This is a genomic window from Vagococcus sp. JNUCC 83, assembly GCF_053667615.1.
Genome location: NZ_CM132204.1, coordinates 1,054,333 through 1,074,290 on the forward strand (window position 1 = coordinate 1,054,333; position 19,958 = coordinate 1,074,290).

At 34.8% G+C, this 19,958-nt stretch carries 18 protein-coding genes; 2 read left to right on the forward strand and 16 right to left on the reverse strand.

Annotation, left to right across the window (positions count from 1 at the left end; translation table 11 throughout):
* Positions 1-18: 18 nt before the first annotated feature.
* The 5 genes from JNUCC83_RS04995 to JNUCC83_RS05015 all read right to left on the reverse strand — a co-directional run bounded on the left by JNUCC83_RS04995 (position 19) and on the right by JNUCC83_RS05015 (position 7,459).
* A complete protein-coding gene (locus JNUCC83_RS04995; protein WP_454461117.1) occupies positions 19-4,785 on the reverse strand; it encodes a Cna B-type domain-containing protein in 4,767 nt (1,588 codons plus the stop codon).
* A 169-nt stretch (positions 4,786-4,954) separates the two neighbouring features.
* Positions 4,955-5,413 carry a hypothetical protein gene (locus JNUCC83_RS05000; protein WP_454461118.1) on the reverse strand — a complete coding sequence of 153 codons (459 nt, stop codon included), beginning with the start codon at positions 5,411-5,413 and terminating at the stop codon, positions 4,955-4,957.
* 112 nt (positions 5,414-5,525) lie between these two features.
* The gene (locus JNUCC83_RS05005) at positions 5,526-5,888 is read right to left on the reverse strand and encodes a thioesterase family protein (protein ID WP_454461119.1); all 363 of its coding nucleotides are present in this window, start codon (positions 5,886-5,888) and stop codon (positions 5,526-5,528) included.
* On the reverse strand, positions 5,878-7,098 hold the full coding sequence (locus JNUCC83_RS05010) for a CCA tRNA nucleotidyltransferase (RefSeq protein WP_454461120.1): 1,221 nt from the start codon (positions 7,096-7,098) through the stop codon (positions 5,878-5,880). Before JNUCC83_RS05010 ends, JNUCC83_RS05005 begins: the two co-directional genes overlap by 11 nt.
* A 13-nt stretch (positions 7,099-7,111) precedes the next feature.
* On the reverse strand, positions 7,112-7,459 hold the full coding sequence (locus tag JNUCC83_RS05015; RefSeq protein WP_454461121.1) for a nucleotide pyrophosphohydrolase: 348 nt from the start codon (positions 7,457-7,459) through the stop codon (positions 7,112-7,114).
* Between the two features lie 126 nt (positions 7,460-7,585).
* Between JNUCC83_RS05015 and JNUCC83_RS05020 the strand changes: the two genes are divergently transcribed.
* Positions 7,586-8,473 (forward strand): YitT family protein, encoded by an 888-nt coding sequence (locus tag JNUCC83_RS05020; protein WP_454461122.1) that lies wholly within the window; start codon positions 7,586-7,588, stop codon positions 8,471-8,473.
* A gap of 2 nt (positions 8,474-8,475) precedes the next feature.
* Here JNUCC83_RS05020 and JNUCC83_RS05025 read toward each other — a convergent pair whose 3' ends face one another.
* The 10 genes from JNUCC83_RS05025 to JNUCC83_RS05070 form a co-directional block, all read right to left on the reverse strand.
* A complete protein-coding gene (locus tag JNUCC83_RS05025; protein ID WP_454461123.1) occupies positions 8,476-9,021 on the reverse strand; it encodes a YpiB family protein in 546 nt (181 codons plus the stop codon).
* A 9-nt stretch (positions 9,022-9,030) separates the two neighbouring features.
* Positions 9,031-10,275: a tetratricopeptide repeat protein gene (locus tag JNUCC83_RS05030; RefSeq protein WP_454461124.1), complete on the reverse strand. Its 1,245-nt coding sequence runs from the start codon at positions 10,273-10,275 to the stop codon at positions 9,031-9,033.
* Positions 10,276-10,301: 26 nt separating this feature from the next.
* Positions 10,302-10,544, reverse strand: a complete 243-nt coding sequence (locus tag JNUCC83_RS05035; protein ID WP_454461125.1) for a GlsB/YeaQ/YmgE family stress response membrane protein — start codon at positions 10,542-10,544, stop codon at positions 10,302-10,304.
* Between the two features lie 122 nt (positions 10,545-10,666).
* On the reverse strand, positions 10,667-10,942 hold the full coding sequence (locus tag JNUCC83_RS05040) for an HU family DNA-binding protein (RefSeq protein WP_071457044.1): 276 nt from the start codon (positions 10,940-10,942) through the stop codon (positions 10,667-10,669).
* Positions 10,943-11,169: 227 nt separating this feature from the next.
* The gene (gene der / locus JNUCC83_RS05045) at positions 11,170-12,480 is read right to left on the reverse strand and encodes a ribosome biogenesis GTPase Der (RefSeq protein ID WP_454461126.1); all 1,311 of its coding nucleotides are present in this window, start codon (positions 12,478-12,480) and stop codon (positions 11,170-11,172) included.
* Between the two features lie 122 nt (positions 12,481-12,602).
* Positions 12,603-13,772 carry a 30S ribosomal protein S1 gene (rpsA, locus tag JNUCC83_RS05050; RefSeq protein ID WP_454461127.1) on the reverse strand — a complete coding sequence of 390 codons (1,170 nt, stop codon included), beginning with the start codon at positions 13,770-13,772 and terminating at the stop codon, positions 12,603-12,605.
* Positions 13,773-13,876: 104 nt separating this feature from the next.
* On the reverse strand, positions 13,877-14,548 hold the full coding sequence (gene cmk, locus JNUCC83_RS05055) for a (d)CMP kinase (protein ID WP_454461128.1): 672 nt from the start codon (positions 14,546-14,548) through the stop codon (positions 13,877-13,879).
* Positions 14,549-14,615: 67 nt separating this feature from the next.
* A complete protein-coding gene (locus JNUCC83_RS05060; protein ID WP_454461129.1) occupies positions 14,616-15,236 on the reverse strand; it encodes a LysM peptidoglycan-binding domain-containing protein in 621 nt (206 codons plus the stop codon).
* A 48-nt stretch (positions 15,237-15,284) separates the two neighbouring features.
* The gene (locus JNUCC83_RS05065; protein WP_454461130.1) at positions 15,285-16,733 is read right to left on the reverse strand and encodes a RecQ family ATP-dependent DNA helicase; all 1,449 of its coding nucleotides are present in this window, start codon (positions 16,731-16,733) and stop codon (positions 15,285-15,287) included.
* Positions 16,730-17,731, reverse strand: coding sequence for a YpbB family protein (locus tag JNUCC83_RS05070; RefSeq protein WP_454461131.1), 1,002 nt, complete (start codon positions 17,729-17,731; stop codon positions 16,730-16,732). The genes JNUCC83_RS05065 and JNUCC83_RS05070 overlap by 4 nt, the downstream gene beginning before the upstream one ends.
* 75 nt (positions 17,732-17,806) lie before the next feature.
* Here JNUCC83_RS05070 and JNUCC83_RS05075 point away from each other — a divergent pair, with 75 nt between their 5' ends.
* On the forward strand, positions 17,807-18,013 hold the full coding sequence (locus JNUCC83_RS05075) for a ferredoxin (protein ID WP_454461132.1): 207 nt from the start codon (positions 17,807-17,809) through the stop codon (positions 18,011-18,013).
* Positions 18,014-18,046: 33 nt separating this feature from the next.
* Here the strand turns inward: JNUCC83_RS05075 and JNUCC83_RS05080 are convergent, their stop codons facing one another.
* Entirely contained in the window at positions 18,047-19,915 is a 1,869-nt protein-coding gene (locus JNUCC83_RS05080) for an acyltransferase family protein (protein WP_454461133.1), read from the reverse strand.
* Positions 19,916-19,958: the final 43 nt, after the last annotated feature.

Below are 19,958 nucleotides of genomic sequence, written 5' to 3' on the forward strand. Positions count from 1 at the left end.
GTCATCTGTTTTCTGCAATTAAATTATGTTATCTTGATCGTTTTTTATATTTAAATAACCTAAAGTACTTGTTACAAATAGTAGCACTGCCAATCCTAATAAAGTATAAATAGTATGATCACTCTCACCTGTTGATGGTAATTTCCCACCTGTTGACGGTTTATTTCCAGATGACGAGCTATTATTATTTCCAGTTCCTGGTACATTATTGTCTTTTGATGGTTCTGTTAAAGTGTTGGTAATAATGATATTACCGATATTAGAATCATTAATTGTTGTTGTGTAACCTGGGACTTTAGTAATTTCTTTGACAGTATAAACAATAGCTTTCCCGTTTGATTTTTCGGCCAAGTTTTCCCAGGTGTGACTCCAGTTATTTGCCTCGTTTAACTCGACTGGTTTGCCACTTTCTTTTCCATCGGCATACAATTGAACTTGGATACTATTTGGGCGTTTGCCGTCTTGATTTTGATTGTCTTCCCATCGTTTTGTCACGCTCACACCGGTTTTTCCTGGTGTGTAGTGGTTAGTAATCATTGTTCCGTCTATAGTCGTTGTGTAATCTGGTACACTATTTTCCGTCACTGTATAGACAATTTCTTTACCGTTGTCGTATTTTGGTAAGTTTGTAAAGCTATATTTCCAGTTTTCTTTTTCTGTGATTGTTTTTGTATCGACCACTTTGCCATCCGCTAATAGATTCACTTCGATAGATGTTGGACGTTTGCCATCTTGATTATTCGCATCATCCCAGTGTTTCTCACCCGATACTTGTGTCAACTCTGGCGTATGTGTATTCGTGATGACCACATTACCTAAATCACTGTCATTTATTGTCGTCGTGTAACCTGGCACTTTAGACACTTCTTTGACAGTATAAACAATAGCTTTCCCGTTTGATTTTTCGGCTAAGTTTTCCCATGTGTAACTCCAGTTATTTGCCTCGTTTAACCCAACTGGTTTGCCACTTTCTTTGCCATCGGCATACAATTGAACTTGGATACTATTTGGACGTAATCCATCTTGATTTTGATTGTCTTCCCAATGTTTCGTGACACTCACACTGGTTTTTCCTGGTGTGTAGTGGTTCGTAATGGTCGTGCCATCAATCGTTGTCGTGTAATCTGGCACACTATTTTCCGTCACTGTATAGATAATTTCTTTACCGTTGTCGTATTTTGGTAAGTTTGTAAAGCTATATTTCCAGTTTTCTTTTTCTGTGATTGTTTTTGTATCGACCACTTTGCCATCTGATAATAAATTCACTTCGATAGATGTTGGACGTTTGCCATCTTGATTATTCGCATCATCCCAATGTTTTTCACCCGATACTTGTGTCAACTCTGGCGTATGTGTATTCGTGATGACCACATTACCTAAATCACTGTCATTGATTGTCGTTGCGTAACCTGGAACTTTAGACACTTCTTTGACAGTATAAACAATAGCTTTCCCGTTTGCTTTTTCGGCTAAGTTTTCCCATGTGTAACTCCAGTTATTCGCTTCGTTTAACTCAACTGGTTTGCCACTTTCTTTTCCATCGGCATACAATTGTACTTGGATACTATTTGGACGTAATCCATCTTGATTTTGATTGTCTTCCCAATGTTTCGTGACACTCACACTGGTTTTTCCTGGTGTGTAGTGGTTAGTAATGGTCGTGCCGTCAATCGTTGTTGTGTAATCTGGCACACTATTTTCCGTCACTGTATAGACAATTTCTTTACCGTTGTCGTATTTTGGTAAGTTTGTAAAGCTATATTTCCAGTTTTCTTTTTCTGTGATTGTTTTTGTATCAACCACTTTGCCATCTGCTAATAAATTCACTTCGATAGATGTTGGACGTTTGCCATCTTGATTATTCGCATCATCCCAGTGTTTCTCACCCGATACTTGTGTTAATTCTGGCGTATGTGTATTCGTGATGACTACATTACCTAAATCACTGTCATTGATTGTCGTTGCGTAACCTGGCGTGTTTCCAACTTCTTTAACGGTATAAACAATAGCTTTCCCGTTTGATTTTTCGGCCAAGTTTTCCCAGGTGTGACTCCAGTTATTTGCCTCGTTTAACTCGACTGGGTTGCCACTTTCTTTGCCATCGGCATACAATTGAACTTGGATACTATTTGGACGTTTGCCGTCTTGATTTTGATTGTCTTCCCAATGTTTTGTCACGCTCACACTTGTTTTTCCTGGTGTGTAGTGGTTAGTAATGGTCGTGCCGTCAATCGTTGTTGTGTAATCTGGCACACTATTTTCCGTCACCGTATAGACAATTTCTTTACCGTTGTCGTATTTTGGTAAATTTGTAAAGCTATATTTCCAGTTTTCTTTTTCTGTGATTGTTTTTGTATCAACCACTTTGCCATCTGCTAATAAATTCACTTCGATAGATGTTGGACGTTTGCCATCTTGATTATTCGCATCATCCCAGTGTTTCTCACCCGATACTTGTGTCAACTCTGGCGTATGTGTATTCGTGATGACCACATTACCTAAATCACTGTCATTTATTGTCGTCGTGTAACCTGGCACTTTAGACACTTCTTTGACAGTATAAACAATAGCTTTCCCGTTTGATTTTTCGGCTAAGTTTTCCCATGTGTGACTCCAGTTGTTTGCCTCGTTTAACCCAACTGGTTTGCCACTTTCTTTGCCATCGGCATACAATTGAACTTGGATACTATTTGGGCGTTTGCCGTCTTGATTTTGATTGTCTTCCCAATGTTTCGTGACGCTCACACTTGTTTTTCCTGGTGTGTAGTGGTTAGTAATCATTGTTCCGTCTATAGTCGTTGTGTAATCTGGCACACTATTTTCCGTCACTGTATAGACAATTTCTTTACCGTTGTCGTATTTTGGTAAATTTGTAAAGCTATATTTCCAGTTTTCTTTTTCTGTGATTGTTTTTGTATCGACCACTTTTCCATCCGCTAATAGATTCACTTCGATAGATGTCGGACGTTTGCCATCTTGATTATTCGCATCATCCCAATGTTTTTCACCCGATACTTGTGTCAACTCTGTTGTATGTGTATTCGTGATGACCACATTACCTAAATCACTGTCATTTATTGTCGTCGTGTAACCTGGCACTTTAGACACTTCTTTGACAGTATAAACAATAGCTTTCCCGTTTGCTTTTTCGGCTAAGTTTTCCCAGGTGTGACTCCAGTTATTCGCTTCGTTTAACTCAACTGCTTTGCCACTTTCTTTGCCATCGGCATACAATTGAACTTGGATACTATTTGGACGTAATCCATCTTGATTTTGATTGTCTTCCCATCGTTTTGTCACGCTCACATTTACATTTTTCTTTTGATGGTTTTTAAATTGTCCTATATCTTTTATTTTAATGGTTTGATTATCTTCCGACATATCTTGTCTGGTTAATGTAAATTCTAAAGGTTCTTTTGATAACTCATACCCTTCAGGTGCTTTTGTTTCGACAAAATAGTAATTTCCAACAGTTAAGTTATCTATTTCTACTTTTCCATTATTGTCCGACTTAATACTACTTTTAATTTTTTTATCATCTTTTCCACTTAATTTTTGATACAAATCAAATTCTGCATCGCCTAATGCTTGGTTAGTATCTCCATCAATTTTTTTAAACGACACACCGCCTGTTTGACCAGTGATACTACCTTCTGCAACATTATACATAATAGAGTGAGATAATTTCCAAGAATCTTTTTCACCATTTTTATACTCAATTGTGATTGTAGCATTATTTTCAAATTCAGTGTCCTCTATTAAATCATATAAAGGTTCTGTATAGTACTCTATTTTATATTGCTTGAAATCTGCTTTTTCACTACCATCTACCGGCTTAGCTTTTTCAGTAAAATGGTCAATTCTTGGCAAAATATCAACTTTAAATGATTCATAATACTCACCTTGACTGCTTTTGTTCAGAGTTACATCTTTTGTTGGTAAACCTTCATATTGCCATTCAGCGTTTTTAAAAAAAGCAGCGTCAAATGCAAATGAATTTTGCCAATAACTATTTATTTCAGAAAATAGGATTAATTTTTGCTCTTTTGGTGTGTCTTCAATATAAATATGTTCAATCTCATCAAAAGAATCTGCCTTCCCTAATAATTTCTCTTTTCCTAAATCAATTTGCCATTTAAATATCACCGGATGCTCTGCTGTTGTAATATCAGGTTCTTGTCCCATTTTTTTATTTGCATTCATATCACCAGCATCAACACCCTCTAAACCACCTTCAGATGACCCATCATTTTCTGGTACATTAACAGTAATCTCTTTATCTGGTAATAAAATAGTATTATCAGATCCTTGCTTAATATATTTTTCATTTAAAATATAGTTAAAATTAAATTTTCCAGAAACTAAAGAATGTGTCTCAACGTAATCCGTTGTAAAAGTCATATGAATATAATAGCCATCCGTATCATTTCCTTCAACATCTGCTCTTGCAACCTCTTGAGACCCATCTTTCAAAATAATATTCATTCGATCAACAATTATAAATTCTGGTGGAATTGAAAAATCCAATGTATCCCCTTGTTTAAATGTGTTATCAGGAATTTCCCAATCGTACTCTAAACTATACTTTTCATTGATGTACATAGTATCTCCATCAACTATTTTTTCTCCATCACCATGGAATAACTCAATTCTTGTAATATATTGATCTCCATTTAACACTTTTTTTGTTTTTGCGATAACCAATACCCCACTAATTAATAACGCAGAAATAACCATTGTTATCAATATAATAGGTAAAAATCTTGTTTTTTGCTTACTATTCACTATCTTTCTCCTTACATACATTTTTTAAACACATATAACATAATATCTATTTTTTGTGTGTTTTAAAATTGAATTTTTGTTGTTTTTTTTAGAATTTTTTATGAACTTATATACAAAAAAAGAGTTATACCAAATTTGGTATAACTCCTTTAACAATTATTATTTAATTTTATAAAAACTCGCCATAAACCTCGTCTACTGATTTATTTTCATCGATAACAATATATAAACGATTATCTTTTGAAATTTTGGTTGTTTGGTAGATGTTATCTAGTCCTTCTTGACCTGGAGTTTCTTTGTCTTTGTATGGGAAGTAAATTAAATCACTTGCACCATCATCAAACATAATATCCATTTTCTCAATATCTTGATATTTTGTCGCACGTTCAAACATACCTGATTCTAAACCACCTAAATTAATATCATCTGTCTGTACATGATCTGCTTCACTTAAAATTTCTATTTTAAATCCTTCACACGGTCTAATTTTTTGGAAGTCACTTCCATTAATACGACCATAACTTGTTGATACTTTACTAATCCATAAATCGCCAATGCATTCACGGTCTATTGTCCATGTTTCACCATTTCTAAAATAAAATTTAAAACCTGTCATTGTTTTTGCCATAAATGATCTCCTCTTTCCAATTAGAAACTTATCATCTTTCTTACACATTTATTGTAACACGAGACTGAATAAAAATAAACAACTTTATTAAACTTTTCACAAATTATAACTATTATTTGTTTAGACGTTCCATAAATGACATCACATCAACTTTTACACGTGAGTGATTCCCCGATGCAATGAGTGTTTCTCCATCGTATGCTTTATATGAAAAATTAAATATCTTTCCATCTGATTTATCTAAACTCACAATTATATTAATTAACGCCCCCATCAAAGATGGTTTCAAATGATTGATATCAATATAAGAGCCGACAGATGTTGTGCCTGATTCAAGATCTTTTTCGATAGCGTTCATGCAAACATTCTCTACCATTGCTATTAATCCAGGTGTTCCTAGTACTTGTAGTGTACCAGAACCAAGCTCTTTTGCAGTGTATCTTGTGGTTACTTCAAACGTCATTTCATAATTCATCGTAGAATGCACCTTCCCTTTCTTTTATTTTTTCCAATAAATATTGTTTATCATTCTGCCAGTATCCTTCAACTACTTGATATTCAACATGCTTTAGTGTTTCTCCTAACCAAGGACCTGGTTTTTTGTCGCTATCAGCTAACACATCACGACCAGAAACCGCCAAATCAGCCATATTTTTAATGGGCAACTCTTCGTATGTCATTAAATATTGTTTAGCTTCATTATTTAACCCAAAAAACTCTCGTGTTTCCTCTACTAAATAAATCACTTCTGGCCCAGCCTGATATAACTCTTTAGCTGACCAACTTTTTGTTAAACGTTTTGTATAATAATACATCACACTGTCTAATAAATTCGTCAATCGTTTTGATGCTTTCCATTTTGATAAAAACATTTTAACGTCAGATATATTAATTGCAACCAACAAACAACTCCAAGCTAATTCTTCACTCGTTAATAATTTATTTGGCGATTGTTTGGCAAATACCATCAATTCATTTTTTTTATCCTTTAATCCTGGGCAATACTCAAAACATTTTGTTTCAACGAATGGGACAATACCACGAGCTCTTTGTTGGCCCATCAATAATTTTACCCATTCTATGTAAATTCTTTCAATCGCGATTTTATCTAATAACTGATGATTTTTTAAGATAGCTTGTTCTGTTTCTTTTTCTATATCAAAACCTAATTGGCTAGCAAAACGTAAGGCGCGCATCATACGTAAAGCATCTTCACTAAAACGCTCATCAGGATTACCAACTGCTTTTATCTCTTTTTGATGAATGGATTGAATCCCATCAAATAAATCAATGACATCTCCATCACACGTCATAGCTAGTGCGTTCATTGTAAAATCTCTGCGCTTCAAATCTTCTTCAAGAGACCGAACAAATGTGACGCTATCCGGACGTCGGTAATCTTGATAGGTTGATTCTGTTCTAAAGGTTGTGATTTCATACTGATCATTCTCATACAAAACTAAAACGGTACCATGATCAATGCCTACATCAATGGTTCTAGGAAACATCTCTTTAATTTCTTGAGGGAAAGCACTTGTGGCTATGTCCACATCATGAATAGTATGACCTAGTATGACATCTCTTACACTGCCACCAACAAAATAGGCTTCGTAATGATGCTCCATAATAATGTCCATAACTGGTAATGCTTGTCTAAATTCTAACGGTAAGTCATTAATTTTCATAATTATCTACTTTCTATTCCATACTTTTTGCCTCATCTACTCGTTCAAAGCGATGACTATCTCTAGCATAAAACTTTTTCATGTTATCTTCAAATACTTTTGTCAAATCAATGTCCAAAGAATTTGCCATAATTAATAAAACGATAAACACATCACCCAATTCTTCTTCCACTGTTTTTGGTTTTTCAGATGATTTTTTTGCTTTTTCACCATAATAATGATTGATTTCACGTGCTAATTCGCCCGTTTCTTCTGTCAGTCTAGCTAATTGCGACAAAGGGGAAAAATAGCCTGCTTTAAATTGCGAAATATAGTCATCTACTTCGTGTTGCATATCTGATAGTTTATTAATTGATTTCATGTTAAACTCCTTTAAAATATTATAAAATACACCTAGTTTTTGCAGTCCCTTATCCCTTGTTGGACTCTATAGACAATGATAAGATGAAACTTAGGTATCAGTAAATTTGGTTTGTGGGGGCATATTATGCGTGTAACTAAGCAATTTTTTATTAATTGTATCATGATTTTTATTGGAGCGAGCATTTTTAGTTTTGGTTTGGTAAATTTTAACATGGCAAATAAGTTAGCAGAAGGTGGAATGACTGGGATTGCCTTAATTATTTATAATCTGTTTCATGTCGATCCTGCGTTAACAACACTCGTCTTAAACGTTCCACTGATTTTAGTTGGTTTAAAATTATTAGGTCTTGAACCACTGATTTTAACACTAGTTGGATCACTGTCACTCTCTCTTAATTTATGGGTTTGGCAAAAAATTCCTTTAGCCATTTCTGTCGACAATGATATTTTAATTGCGGCACTTTTAGCAGGGATTTGTGGTGGCTTTGGTAGTGGGATTGTCTACAAGTACGGTGGGACAACTGGCGGAACAGATATTATCGCTAGAATCATCGAAAGACGTTTTGGTATGACAATTGGTCGATCACTTTTTGCCTTAGATGTTGGTGTTCTTCTTCTTTCTTTGACGTATTTATCGTTAAAACAAATGATGTACACCTTGATTACAGTCTTTGTGTTTAGTCGAGTCGTTGATTTTGTCCAAGATGCCTCATATGGCGCAAAAGGCGTCTTCATTGTGTCTGATCATGACCGATTGATTGGTGAAACAATCATGAAAGAATTAGACCGTGGTGTCACATATATCAATAGTGAAGGTGGATTTTCAAAAGAGATACGTCAAATGGTTTATTGTGTGGCAAGTATTAGTGAAATGAGTCGTATCAAAGAAATCACAGATGAGATTGATCCAACAGCATTTATGACTTTCTTTAATATCAATGAAGTGACGGGTGAAGGTTTTACATACAAAGAGTTACAAGAAATTCACCAACAAGCAAAAAAACAAAAGTGAGGTTACTTATCACTTTTGTTTTTTTCTTTTTGATAGACACTTGACCAATAAATAAATGCTTCTTTATCACCAGTATCAATGGCTGAATTTAATTTTTCTAAAATATTATTTAATTTCAGTTGATATTGTTTTTCCCTAAAATCATTCGCAATTTTTTCTACCATCTCTTCCGATAAGGTATCAAACACACTTAAAAAAGGATTTTCTTCTAGCACCGTTTGATAAAGCTCATTAAATTCTCGGTCACTGAAACTCACTTCCAAATACAACGGCTCTTTGTATTTCATTCTGATATCATGAAATATTTGTTGAGCGTCAGTAAACGGCTGATTGTCAATAAACAAAACCATCCCACGATCCATAGTAGAATTATCAGAAATCATTAACCCTCTAGGTGTTTTATCAACTTTTTCAACCAATTCTACACGATTTAAAATAGCATCATGATTTAATAAATAATTTAAAATCCAATAAGCCTCTTTTTCTTTTAACGTGACTGATTCAATCAGCCACTTCACAAATGCTCGTTTGTCCTCTAAATTAGCCATAGACTCACGCTACTCTTCCAATAAAGAGACAATCATCAAATCATCTGGAACCATTGTCAGATAGTTCGCTAAAACCACACGAGCTTTCTCTAATTGTCCTTCTTCTCTTAAGAATAACCCATAATCTCTTAAAAAGTCCGCATCAATATCTAAATATGTAGAGGCTAATTCATAATATTTTTTTGCGTCCTCATATTCTTCTAACCCATTATATGCTTGAGCCAAATACCAATAAGCTTCTCCTTGATCTAAAATATCCAAAGTAGAAACTAAATGAATGGTTTCTTCAAACTCTTCTTCTTTTAACAGTAATTCTGCCAATTTTAATTTTGAAATGTCACTATCTAATTCTAGTGCAATCACTTCTTCTAAGTACATTTTAGCTTGGTCTTTTTGATTTAGTTGATAAGACGCTTCTGATGCTAGATGATAGACTGACACATCATACGGATTGACGTGAATGCCTTTTTCAGCCACTTCTAGCGCTTCTTCAAATCTTCCTTCATCGTATAAAATTTGAGATAGTGGGTAGTAGACTTGGTTGAATTCAGGATTCATCTCACTAACTTTGGTTAATAACTGAATGCTTCGCTCATTTTCTTGAAGTTGGTAATAACATAGTGCCAATTGAAATAGTCTTTCTACTGTTTCACCTTGTTTAATAGCAGACTCTAAAAATGCTACAGCTTGCTCATACTCACCCACCCTTGAAAGTGACACACCAATTCGCTCATCTAAGTCAATTGGCGACTCAAAGGTAGGATAAGATTCCTTAATCGTTTCGTACGCTGTAATAGCCTGTGCATAGTCTTCTGTGGCAAAATACAACTCAGCTAAAGCTAAATCAATGAGTGGTTCATTTGGTAGAATTTGTTTTGCTTCTTTTAATTTTTGTTCGCTAACTTCAGGAATATCCATCATTTGGTAAATATCTGCTAACGTCAACAAACTTTGAGCATACAAGTCACTACTTGGTTTGATTTGTTCTAACCATCCAAAGGCTTCTTCTAGTTTATCTTCTTCGATGGCAATTTCTCCTAAAGAAATTTTTAAACTATCCTCATCTGGATAAAGATTCAATAAATCTTTAAATAATGTGGATGCTTCTTCTAAAAATCCTAGTTGGTATAAATTATCAGCTAGTTGTAACTTTTCTTCTGGCAAATCATTTGATAGTGCCTCGTTAAAATAGACAGTGGCTTGAGCCAAATCACCAGATGATAGTGCCTCTAACATTTGTTTACTATATGACATGTGTTTTCTCCTTAACTAACATACTCTTATTTTTTCTGAAAAATTGATGCAATGGCCACAATAATGATGGCACCTAAAATTGACGGTACTAATGCCATTCCTGCCAGTTGGCCTCCCCAATCATCCCCAAATAATTTTTGACCAATAGCTGAACCTAGAAGACCAGCAATTAGGTTAAACACACAACCTTGCGAATCTTTTTTTCCTGTTATTAACGTTGCCACTGCACCAATAATACTTCCAACAATTATCACTGCTATCCAATGCATCTCTCATCACCCTTATTTTAGTAGTCTAATCTATTCTAATTCATTTTTACGTATTTTCCTAGAATTTTGAATAACTAAAAAAAAAACAAGCACCGAAACAATCGGTACTTGTTTAAACAGTTTTATTTAACTGCGTCTTTTAACGCTTTACCTGGTTTGAATGCAGGTACTTTACTTGCAGCGATTTGAATTTCTTCACCTGTTTGTGGGTTACGTCCTTTACGGGCAGCTCTTTCACGTACTTCGAAGTTTCCGAAACCGATTAATTGAACTTTTTCACCTTCAGATAAAAATTCTTGGATTGAAGTAAATACAGCGTCTACTGATGCTGTAGCATCTTTTTTAGTTAATCCTGTTGCTTCTGCAACTTTTTCGATTAATTCTGCTTTGTTTGCCATTGTTAATTTCACCTCCTAAAAAACAGTCCGATGTTTTACGTGACATCTTTTCTAAATCATCCATTTTGACTTACTCAAAATGAGTGAGTAGAAATATTCAACTACAATATTTCTTAAACAAAGATACCATAAGAACATTGATTTAGCAAGGTTATTAAATGAAATCCTAAATAATTTTACGATTTTATCGTTTTTTTGCAAAAACAAAAACGGTATGTTAAAATAAACTATTTTCGACGTCTTGTAATAATTCGAATTGGTGTCCCTTCAAACTCAAAAGCCCGTCTAATTTGGTTTTCTAAGAATCTTGCATAAGAAAAATGCATTAGTTCTTCTTCGTTAACAAACACAACAAATGTTGGTGGTTTAATGGCTACTTGTGTGGCATAGAAAATTTTCAATCGTTTGCCTTTATCAGTCGGTGTTGGATTAATCGCAACTGCATCCATTATCACATCATTTAAAACAGATGATGGCACACGTAATGTTTGATTTTGACTTACCGTCTCAATGATTCCAGGCAACTGATTTAAACGTTGTTTTGTTTTAGCAGACACGTAGACAATTGGCGCATAATCAAGGTATCTAAATTCAGAGCGAATGTCTTCTTCAAACTCTTTCATGGTATGATTATCCTTTTCCAAAGTATCCCATTTATTAACTACTATGATAATTCCTTTTCCTGCATCATGAGCAAATCCTGCAATGCGCTTGTCATATTCACGAATACCCTCTTCAGCGTTTAATACAACCAGTACCACGTCAGAGCGGTCTATTGCACGCATAGAACGCATCGCACTATACTTTTCAGTATTCTCATAGACTTTCCCTTTTTTTCTCATACCAGCTGTATCAATCATGATAAACTCTTGACCAGTATCTGAGACAAAGGATGTATCAATCGCATCACGTGTTGTCCCTGCAACGTTTGAAACAATCACTCGGTCTTCACCTAGTAGAGCATTAATTAATGATGACTTTCCAACATTTGGTCGACCAATCAAACTAAAACGGATAATGTCATCCTCTTCTTCTAATTCAACTGGTTTGAAGTGTTTGATAGCCTCATCTAGCACATCACCTAGTCCAATACCGTGACTTCCTGAAACAGGAATAGGATCCCCCAATCCAAGAGAGTAAAATTCGTAGATGTCATTTCTCATTTCTGGGTTATCAACTTTATTAACAGCCAAGATGACTGGTTTATCACTTTTATATAATATTTTTGCCACATACTCATCCGCATCTGTAACACCTTCACGACCACTTGTCACTAAAATAATCACATCAGCTTCTTCGATAGCTATTTGAGCTTGGTGTTTAATTTGATCCATAAAAGGCTCATCACTCATCTCGATTCCACCAGTATCAATAATGCTAAATTCACGTCCCAACCATTCAGAATGGGCATAAATTCTATCACGTGTGACACCAGGAACATCTTCCACGATAGAAATTCTCTCTCCAGCCATACGATTGAACAGAGTTGATTTTCCAACGTTTGGACGTCCAACAATCGCTAGTGTAGGGATTGACATAGTCATTCCTCCTTTAACCTTTTTTCTTTTTATCCTTATGTAGTTTAACCCGAAGGCAGAGCCGGTGCAAGATAAATGTTAAATAATTCATAAAAAAAGTCAGCTCGCAAGCTGACTTTTCATTATTTACCTGTTAAATCTTCACCTAACACATCACCCAAAGTAAAGCCTGTTGACTCTTCTGGCATAACGTAGTCTTCTTCTTCAACAACTACTTCGTCTTCTTTTTCTTGCAAGGCTTTGATACTTAAACCAATGCGTTTATTTTCTGCTGATACGTCTAAAACTTTGACCTGAATCACGTCACCCTCATTTAATTCTTCATGAGGTGTTGCGATGTGTTTATGTGAAATTTGAGAGATATGAACTAATCCTTCAACACCAGGTAATACTTCTACAAATGCACCAAAATCTGTTAAACGTTTAACAGTTCCTTCTAATACAGATCCAACACTTGCTTTTGTTTCAATATCATCCCATGGTCCAGCCAATGTTTCTTTGATTGACAATGACACACGTTCTTTTTCAGGGTCAACACTTAATACTTTAACTGTTACCTCATCACCTGAATTTAAAACATCTGAAGGTTTTGAAACATGTGCATGGGAGATTTCAGACACGTGGACTAATCCATCCACACCACCTAAATCAACAAACGCACCAAAGTCTGTCAAGCGAGCCACTTTACCAGTTACCACGTCACCTGCTACTAATTTACCAAATACTTCTTCTTTAGCTTTTGCTTTTTCAGCTTCTAAAAGTGCACGACGAGATAAGATTAAACGATTTTCTGATGGTTCGATTTCAATTATTTTAAAAGTTAATGTTTGGCCTTTAAATTCAGAAAAATCTGAGATGAAATGGTCAGATACCATTGATGCTGGGACAAACCCACGCACACCAACGTCAACCACTAACCCGCCTTTAACCACATCAGTGACAGGACCTTCAACAGTTTCTCCTGCTTTAAATTTATTTTCAATTTCTTGCCATACTTTACGTGCATCTAAGCGACGTTTAGACAATAAATAACTACCATTTTCTTTATCTTTTCCGATTTCAGAAATAACGACTAAATCAATCACATCACCGATTGATACAACATCTGTGACATTTTCAACTGGAATAGTTGATAATTCTTTTAAAGGAATCACTCCTTCAACACCAGCTCCGATAATTCCAACGACTGCTTGTTTATTATCGTCAACTGCTAAAATCTCACCTTGTACTAAATCGCCAACCTTTACATCTTGAACACTTTCAATTGCATCTAACATTGTTTCATCTGACATAATATCCTTATCCTCCTATGCAACACTTACTTGATTTTTCACTACATACTTATATTCTACCTAAAACAAAAACACTTTACTAGTATTATCTATCCGATTTGAGATTAATTTACTTTTTTTAGCTCATTTTCTATAATTTTTACCACTTCTTCTATCGATAAACCTGTGGTATCTACTTTTATTGCATCACTGGCTTGAACAAGTGGAGACTCTTTTCTATGTGAATCATAATAATCTCTGTCTTCGATTTCTTTTTGCAACTCATCTAGACTAGTCATAATTCCTTTTTCGATATTTTCTTTGTATCGACGCTCCGCACGCTCTTTTACACTCGCTACTAAAAAGATTTTTAAATCAGCATCAGGTAACACTACTGTGCCAATATCGCGGCCATCCATCACAATATTTTGCGAATTAGAAATTGCTTTTTGACGATTGACCAATTCTTGTCTAATTTCTTTTATCGCGGCGACTTCTGACACATGATTTGTCACATTTGGCATGCGAATATCGTCAGTCACATCCATCCCATTAGCATAGACATGTTGCACACCATCTACATAATCAAACGTAATCACTAACTGCTTTAATGCCTTCACTAACATACTTGGTTGGTCTAACTTAAGATTATGTTGTAAGGCATAAAGTGTTACCACTCGATACATAGCGCCAGTATCACAGTAAATATACCCCATTTTTTTTGCTAAAATTTTTGCAACAGTACTTTTACCTGCTGATGCTGGTCCATCAATAGCTACTTGAATGTATTTACTCATCTAATTTATTCCTCTTCCTTGTCTACAATACATAATAAAAGTCGTCCTAAGACGACTTTTATTATGTTTATTGAACTCTAATTGGTTGTCCAGGTTGAACGTTTTCAGGTGTTAACCCTGGATTTAATTGATATAATTGGTCTAAAGTAATACCCGCTTCTTGAGAGATTTTCCATAAAGAACGTGTGCTATCTCCTTGACCATAAGCTACGGTAGAACCACCGGCTGATTGTGTCTGATCTTGTGTTCCTTGATTTGGAGTCGTTTGATTTTGTTCTGTTTCATTTTGTGCCACTTGACCTCTTGTTGATGGGTCATTTTTTGGTACTTCAACATCAGCAAAAGATTCTGTTGTACTTGTTGCTGTCGACGATGACTCTGTTGTCGAAGAACTTGATTCCTTTGTTGATGATTCTGTTTCTTTTGTTGAACTACTCACTACAGTTGTTGAACTAGAGGTTGCAGCTGTTTTACCTGCATTCAAGTTCCCACTCATTTGAGAGTATAGAATAGCTCCTGTTGGAATCAACACGATTAAAAATAAAATGACAATGATGCTCACTACAAACCATGTACGCTTTTCTGATTTAGAACGTCGGTTGGTTCTTGACCCATCATCTTCATATATTTCTTGATCCCAATTTTCGTTGTTATCGTTGTTATTATTATTTATATTGTTATCACTCAAGAATAATACCTCCTCAAAATATCTGAAACCATTTTATCATAATTAACACTATCTGTCGCTTGAAATAGCTAAAAAAAACATTTTTTCTAACTTTTCTTTTAATTTTAGTGCCTTCTCTGTCTCTTTTTCCACTACTTTATCTATATTAACATTTGGTCTATGTTCTTGACAATTGTTACAGCAAAATTCCGGCCGTTCCACATTCAACTCATCAAAATACCGATGAATGATCTCCCGTCGACAACCGTTACTCTGACAATAATCCATCATTTTAAAGACATTGAGTTCTTTCTGGCGTTTTTTTGTTGTCATTGTTTGTTTATAATCAGTCCAATCATCCTGACTTGTCTCAATTTGATGTAACCATTTTTTTTGAGTATCTGTCATAGCTTCTACATATTTTTTTCTTTCTTGAATTGATTTGCCTTCTAAAAACAACAAATCCTGTTTTTCCAGATAAGTCTGTTCTTGTAGAAAAAAATGGATGGATTCATCCCCTTTTTGATATAACACAAGAGATAAACTTTGTTGTCCATCCCGACCCGCTCGACCTGATTCTTGCACAAAATCCTCTAAACTATTTGGCAAATGATAATGAATGACAAATCGAATGTTTGGCTTATTAATCCCCATTCCAAAAGCACTTGTTGCGCATAACACACGGATATCATCACGAATAAATTGTTCTTGAATTCTTACTCGGTCCTCACTTGATAAGTCTGAATGATAACTTTGAACAGAGTAAGGTAACCGACTATTTAGATACTCTGACGCTTTATCCGCTTCTTTTTTACTTGAAAAATAAATGATACCAGGTACATTCTTATCCGCTAAAAAATCCTCTAAATAACTGAGTTTGTCCTCAGTTTCGATGACATCATAATAAATATTATCACGATTAACCGATTGAGAAATTTCTAAAAATGGTTCATCCATAAACAGTTGGTGGCAAATATCCTGTTTAACATCTTTAGTAGCAGTAGCTGTTAATGCCAACGTTAAAGGATTACCTAACTGACGCTTGATATCTTTTAAATTAAGATAACTGGGCCTAAAATCATGTCCCCACTGAGAAATACAATGCGCTTCATCAACCACAAACAACCCAATTGTCAGCTTAGACACACGATCTAATACCTCTTTTTGACTTAACGCTTCGGGACTAATAAAAATAAACCGATACTGTTGCAGATGATTTAATACATATTGCCTCGATTGTCTTTCAAGTAAACTATTGATTGCCACTACAGACTTTTGCCCTTGCTTTCTTAACAAGGACACTTGGTCTTCCATAAGCGATATCAAAGGCGACACAATAATCGTTTGTCCACTATTTGTATAGTAACTAGGAAATTGATAGCATAACGACTTGCCAGCTCCAGTTGGTAAAATAGATAAGGTATGCTTCCCATCTAATAAAGCTTCAATGGTTTCTTTTTGTCCTTTACGGAACGCGTCAAAATGAAATGTTTGTTTTAGAAAGGCTTCTAACTTCATTTAATCCCCTCCTCTTTTTCTAACAAATAAAATTGATAGAATCTAAATTCAAAAAATTTTAGTGACGGGATATCCCGCAAGACAAACGAGTATTTCCACTGCTTGTAATCCGGATAGTTTACGACATAGCTCGACAAATCAGACATCACGTTGTCAGAAAGATAAGTCATCAATTGATCAGTTGGTGTCATCATGTTTGCTTCAATAAAATGATCCGTAATCGTACTTTCTTTTAATCTTCTCATTCGTGCAACGTCTTCAAGCGAATGACCTTGTGATAACAAGTGACGGCTTAAATCAACCGTGTCATGTTCTTTTTGTTGCTCAATTAATTGCAATAAAGAGAAAAACAGTGGATAAGTCGTCGGCATGTCATTAATACTATCTAATACTTGATGTAACGCACTTTTATGTAGTAAATAAAGTGACAGCATACTTTGATTTTTTTGTTGTGCTAATTGATGGAGTGTGTAACCAATGACTTTGTGACCAACAAGCTGTGAGACCAATACGTCTTGTTCCTTCTCATTTAAAACCGTTAATACCTGTTGCCATTCCTCATAAAAATCAGATACTAACGTTGTAGAGTTAACTTTCTGTAACCATTTTTTCAATTGAAGTTGCCTAATGGGGTCATTATCAATTGGCAGATAATCATTGTCTTTATAACTTTTATAAGAAATCACTTGTGACGCAAATAATAACATTCGCCAAAATGACTCATCATATTTATAGTATCGATACTCATTAATCTTATAGTGAGAAAAACTCTGATTATCTAATGTTTTTTTGCCCTCATCATTTATGACCGCAAACTCTTTATCCACTTGTACTAATAAATTTTTTTCTACTAACTCACCAATGATCTTATCAAACTGCTCTTTGGTCAAATTAGGAAACAAATTGAAGTACTCCAAAATAACATGTAACTTGCCATAACTTAAAACAGATGTTGTTTTCTTACCTTTTAAAAGATGATATAATGTCGAGTAGCGCATTACATCACCCGAATGAAAAAAATATAATATCATATCTTCTATGAACAAATACTATCACCTCAAAGGAGTTTTTATATGCTATGTAAAATTATACCAGAAAAATGTATTGCTTGTGGTTTGTGCCAGATTAAAGCACCTGAACTCTTCGATTATTATGATAATGGTATCGTAAAATTCAAAGACTCTGATGTATTAGAAAAAAACGTTTCCGACTCAATACCCGAAGCTCTACTTGAAGCTTACCAAAAATGTCCCACAAGAGCGATTGAATTAAAAAAATAATCTATCAGCTGTTTAATGGCTGATAGATTTTTTTTACGGCAACACGTTTAGTACTTCTTCTGCTACTAATTCACTAAATTTTTCTCCGCCCTCAGGAACGAGATGTATCCCATCTTCATCAAACCACTCTCTATGTCCTTCAGCATAACTTTTCCAATCAATCAAATGCGCATTTTTATATTTTTCAGTTGATTTTGCTAAAGTATCATTAACTGATGCTTGCCATGGTCGATCAACCAACGTATTCACAAAAAATACTTGTCGTTCACCAATAATTTTCATTATCTTATCAACATCGCTTTCCTTGAAACTACCATTTGTTCCAAGAACAACTAAAACGACGTCACCTAATTGTTGGTCTTTATCAAGTTTTTCAAATTCTTTTGGACTATCCACTAGTTGTCTACCTACCTCAGCATCAATATGGCTGTGCGGAAAATAATTTTGCAACTCTGGCGCAGCACTTAATAAAACAGAATCGCCAATAGCACCAAGTGGTACTTTTGCAATTTTCTCTTTTTCACTAGGCGTTAACTCGCTAGACTTTGACTCAGTACTTTCAGAACTTGTTGACGTTTTAGGTAATTCAGAACTTGACTCTGTAGTAGCACTAGATTGTTTAACCTTTTCTTTACTCTCAGTTGAACTGGCAAGCTGTTTGTTATGCTCCTCAACTGCTTGTTTATTCTTCTCTAATTTCTTTTGAAGGGCTACAGCAGAATCCATTTTACCAGAAGGAGATACCGCAACACCATACACAAAAGTGCCTAAAAATAGAACAACCACAACCAAAGATGCCACATGTTGTTGGAAGTACACTTTTGACACATTTAATAGTTCACTTAAACGACCGATTCGTCTTATTTTATTTACCAATCGATAGGTAGCTTCTGATAATAAACCAATAATCAATAACTGGATAAGCGCATGCATTAACGCATTAGAACCGTTCCACTTTAATTGATCGGTATAAACCACCATTACCGGTAGTTGCCACAAATATATCTCATAACTTCTTGATCCAATCCACCTAATAATAGGGTTAGTAAGAGCATTACTAAAACTTTCTACCTCTACCATTAATCCTAAAACAATCGTTGATACTAAACTAAATAAAAACATGCCACCACGATAAACCCAAATGTTGCTATCAGACATAATAAACATAGAAGCAACTATCACAAGAAGTCCAACTATAAACGCTGATAATTTTTTCCAATAATTAATCGTTACAAGTTTTTCATGATAGATTCTTAGTAAAAAGGCTAAAGATGATCCCATCATGACTGAAAATAGTCGCGTATCTGTTCCATAATAAATGCGATTAATCGATTCAGGTGTGTAAAAAGCCATCATCAATAATGCTGAAAGCCCCATTATAAATAGAATAATTTGATTAATTTTCTTATAATCTTTTAATTTATAGAGTAAAATAGCTAAAATAATCGGCCATAAAATATAAAACTGGCCTTCTATAGACAAGGACCATAAATGAGTGAATGGCGATTCATTTGAAAAACGATCAAAATAAGAAAAACCATTAGCAATTTGCCACCAGTTATTGACATTTAATACACTTGACGCAATAATCGCTTTAAAATTCAGTAGATACTTACGAGATATAAACGCAAATACACTGCCCGATACAATAAATAAAACGATGAGCGACGGATAAATCCGCTTGGCTCGTCTGAAATAAAAGTCCTTAATTTTAATCTTCTGTCTATTTTCCCACTCAGATAGGAGTATGTCTGTCATTAAATACCCTGATATGACAAAAAATAAAGGAACCCCTAAAAATCCTCCAGATACCGATTGTGGCATCAAATGGTATAGGATCACTCCGATGACAGCAATTGCTCTTAAGCCATCAATCCCTTTGATATATTTTCTTTTATGCATGTTCATACTCCTCTATATTAATAAAACAATATATAACATATAT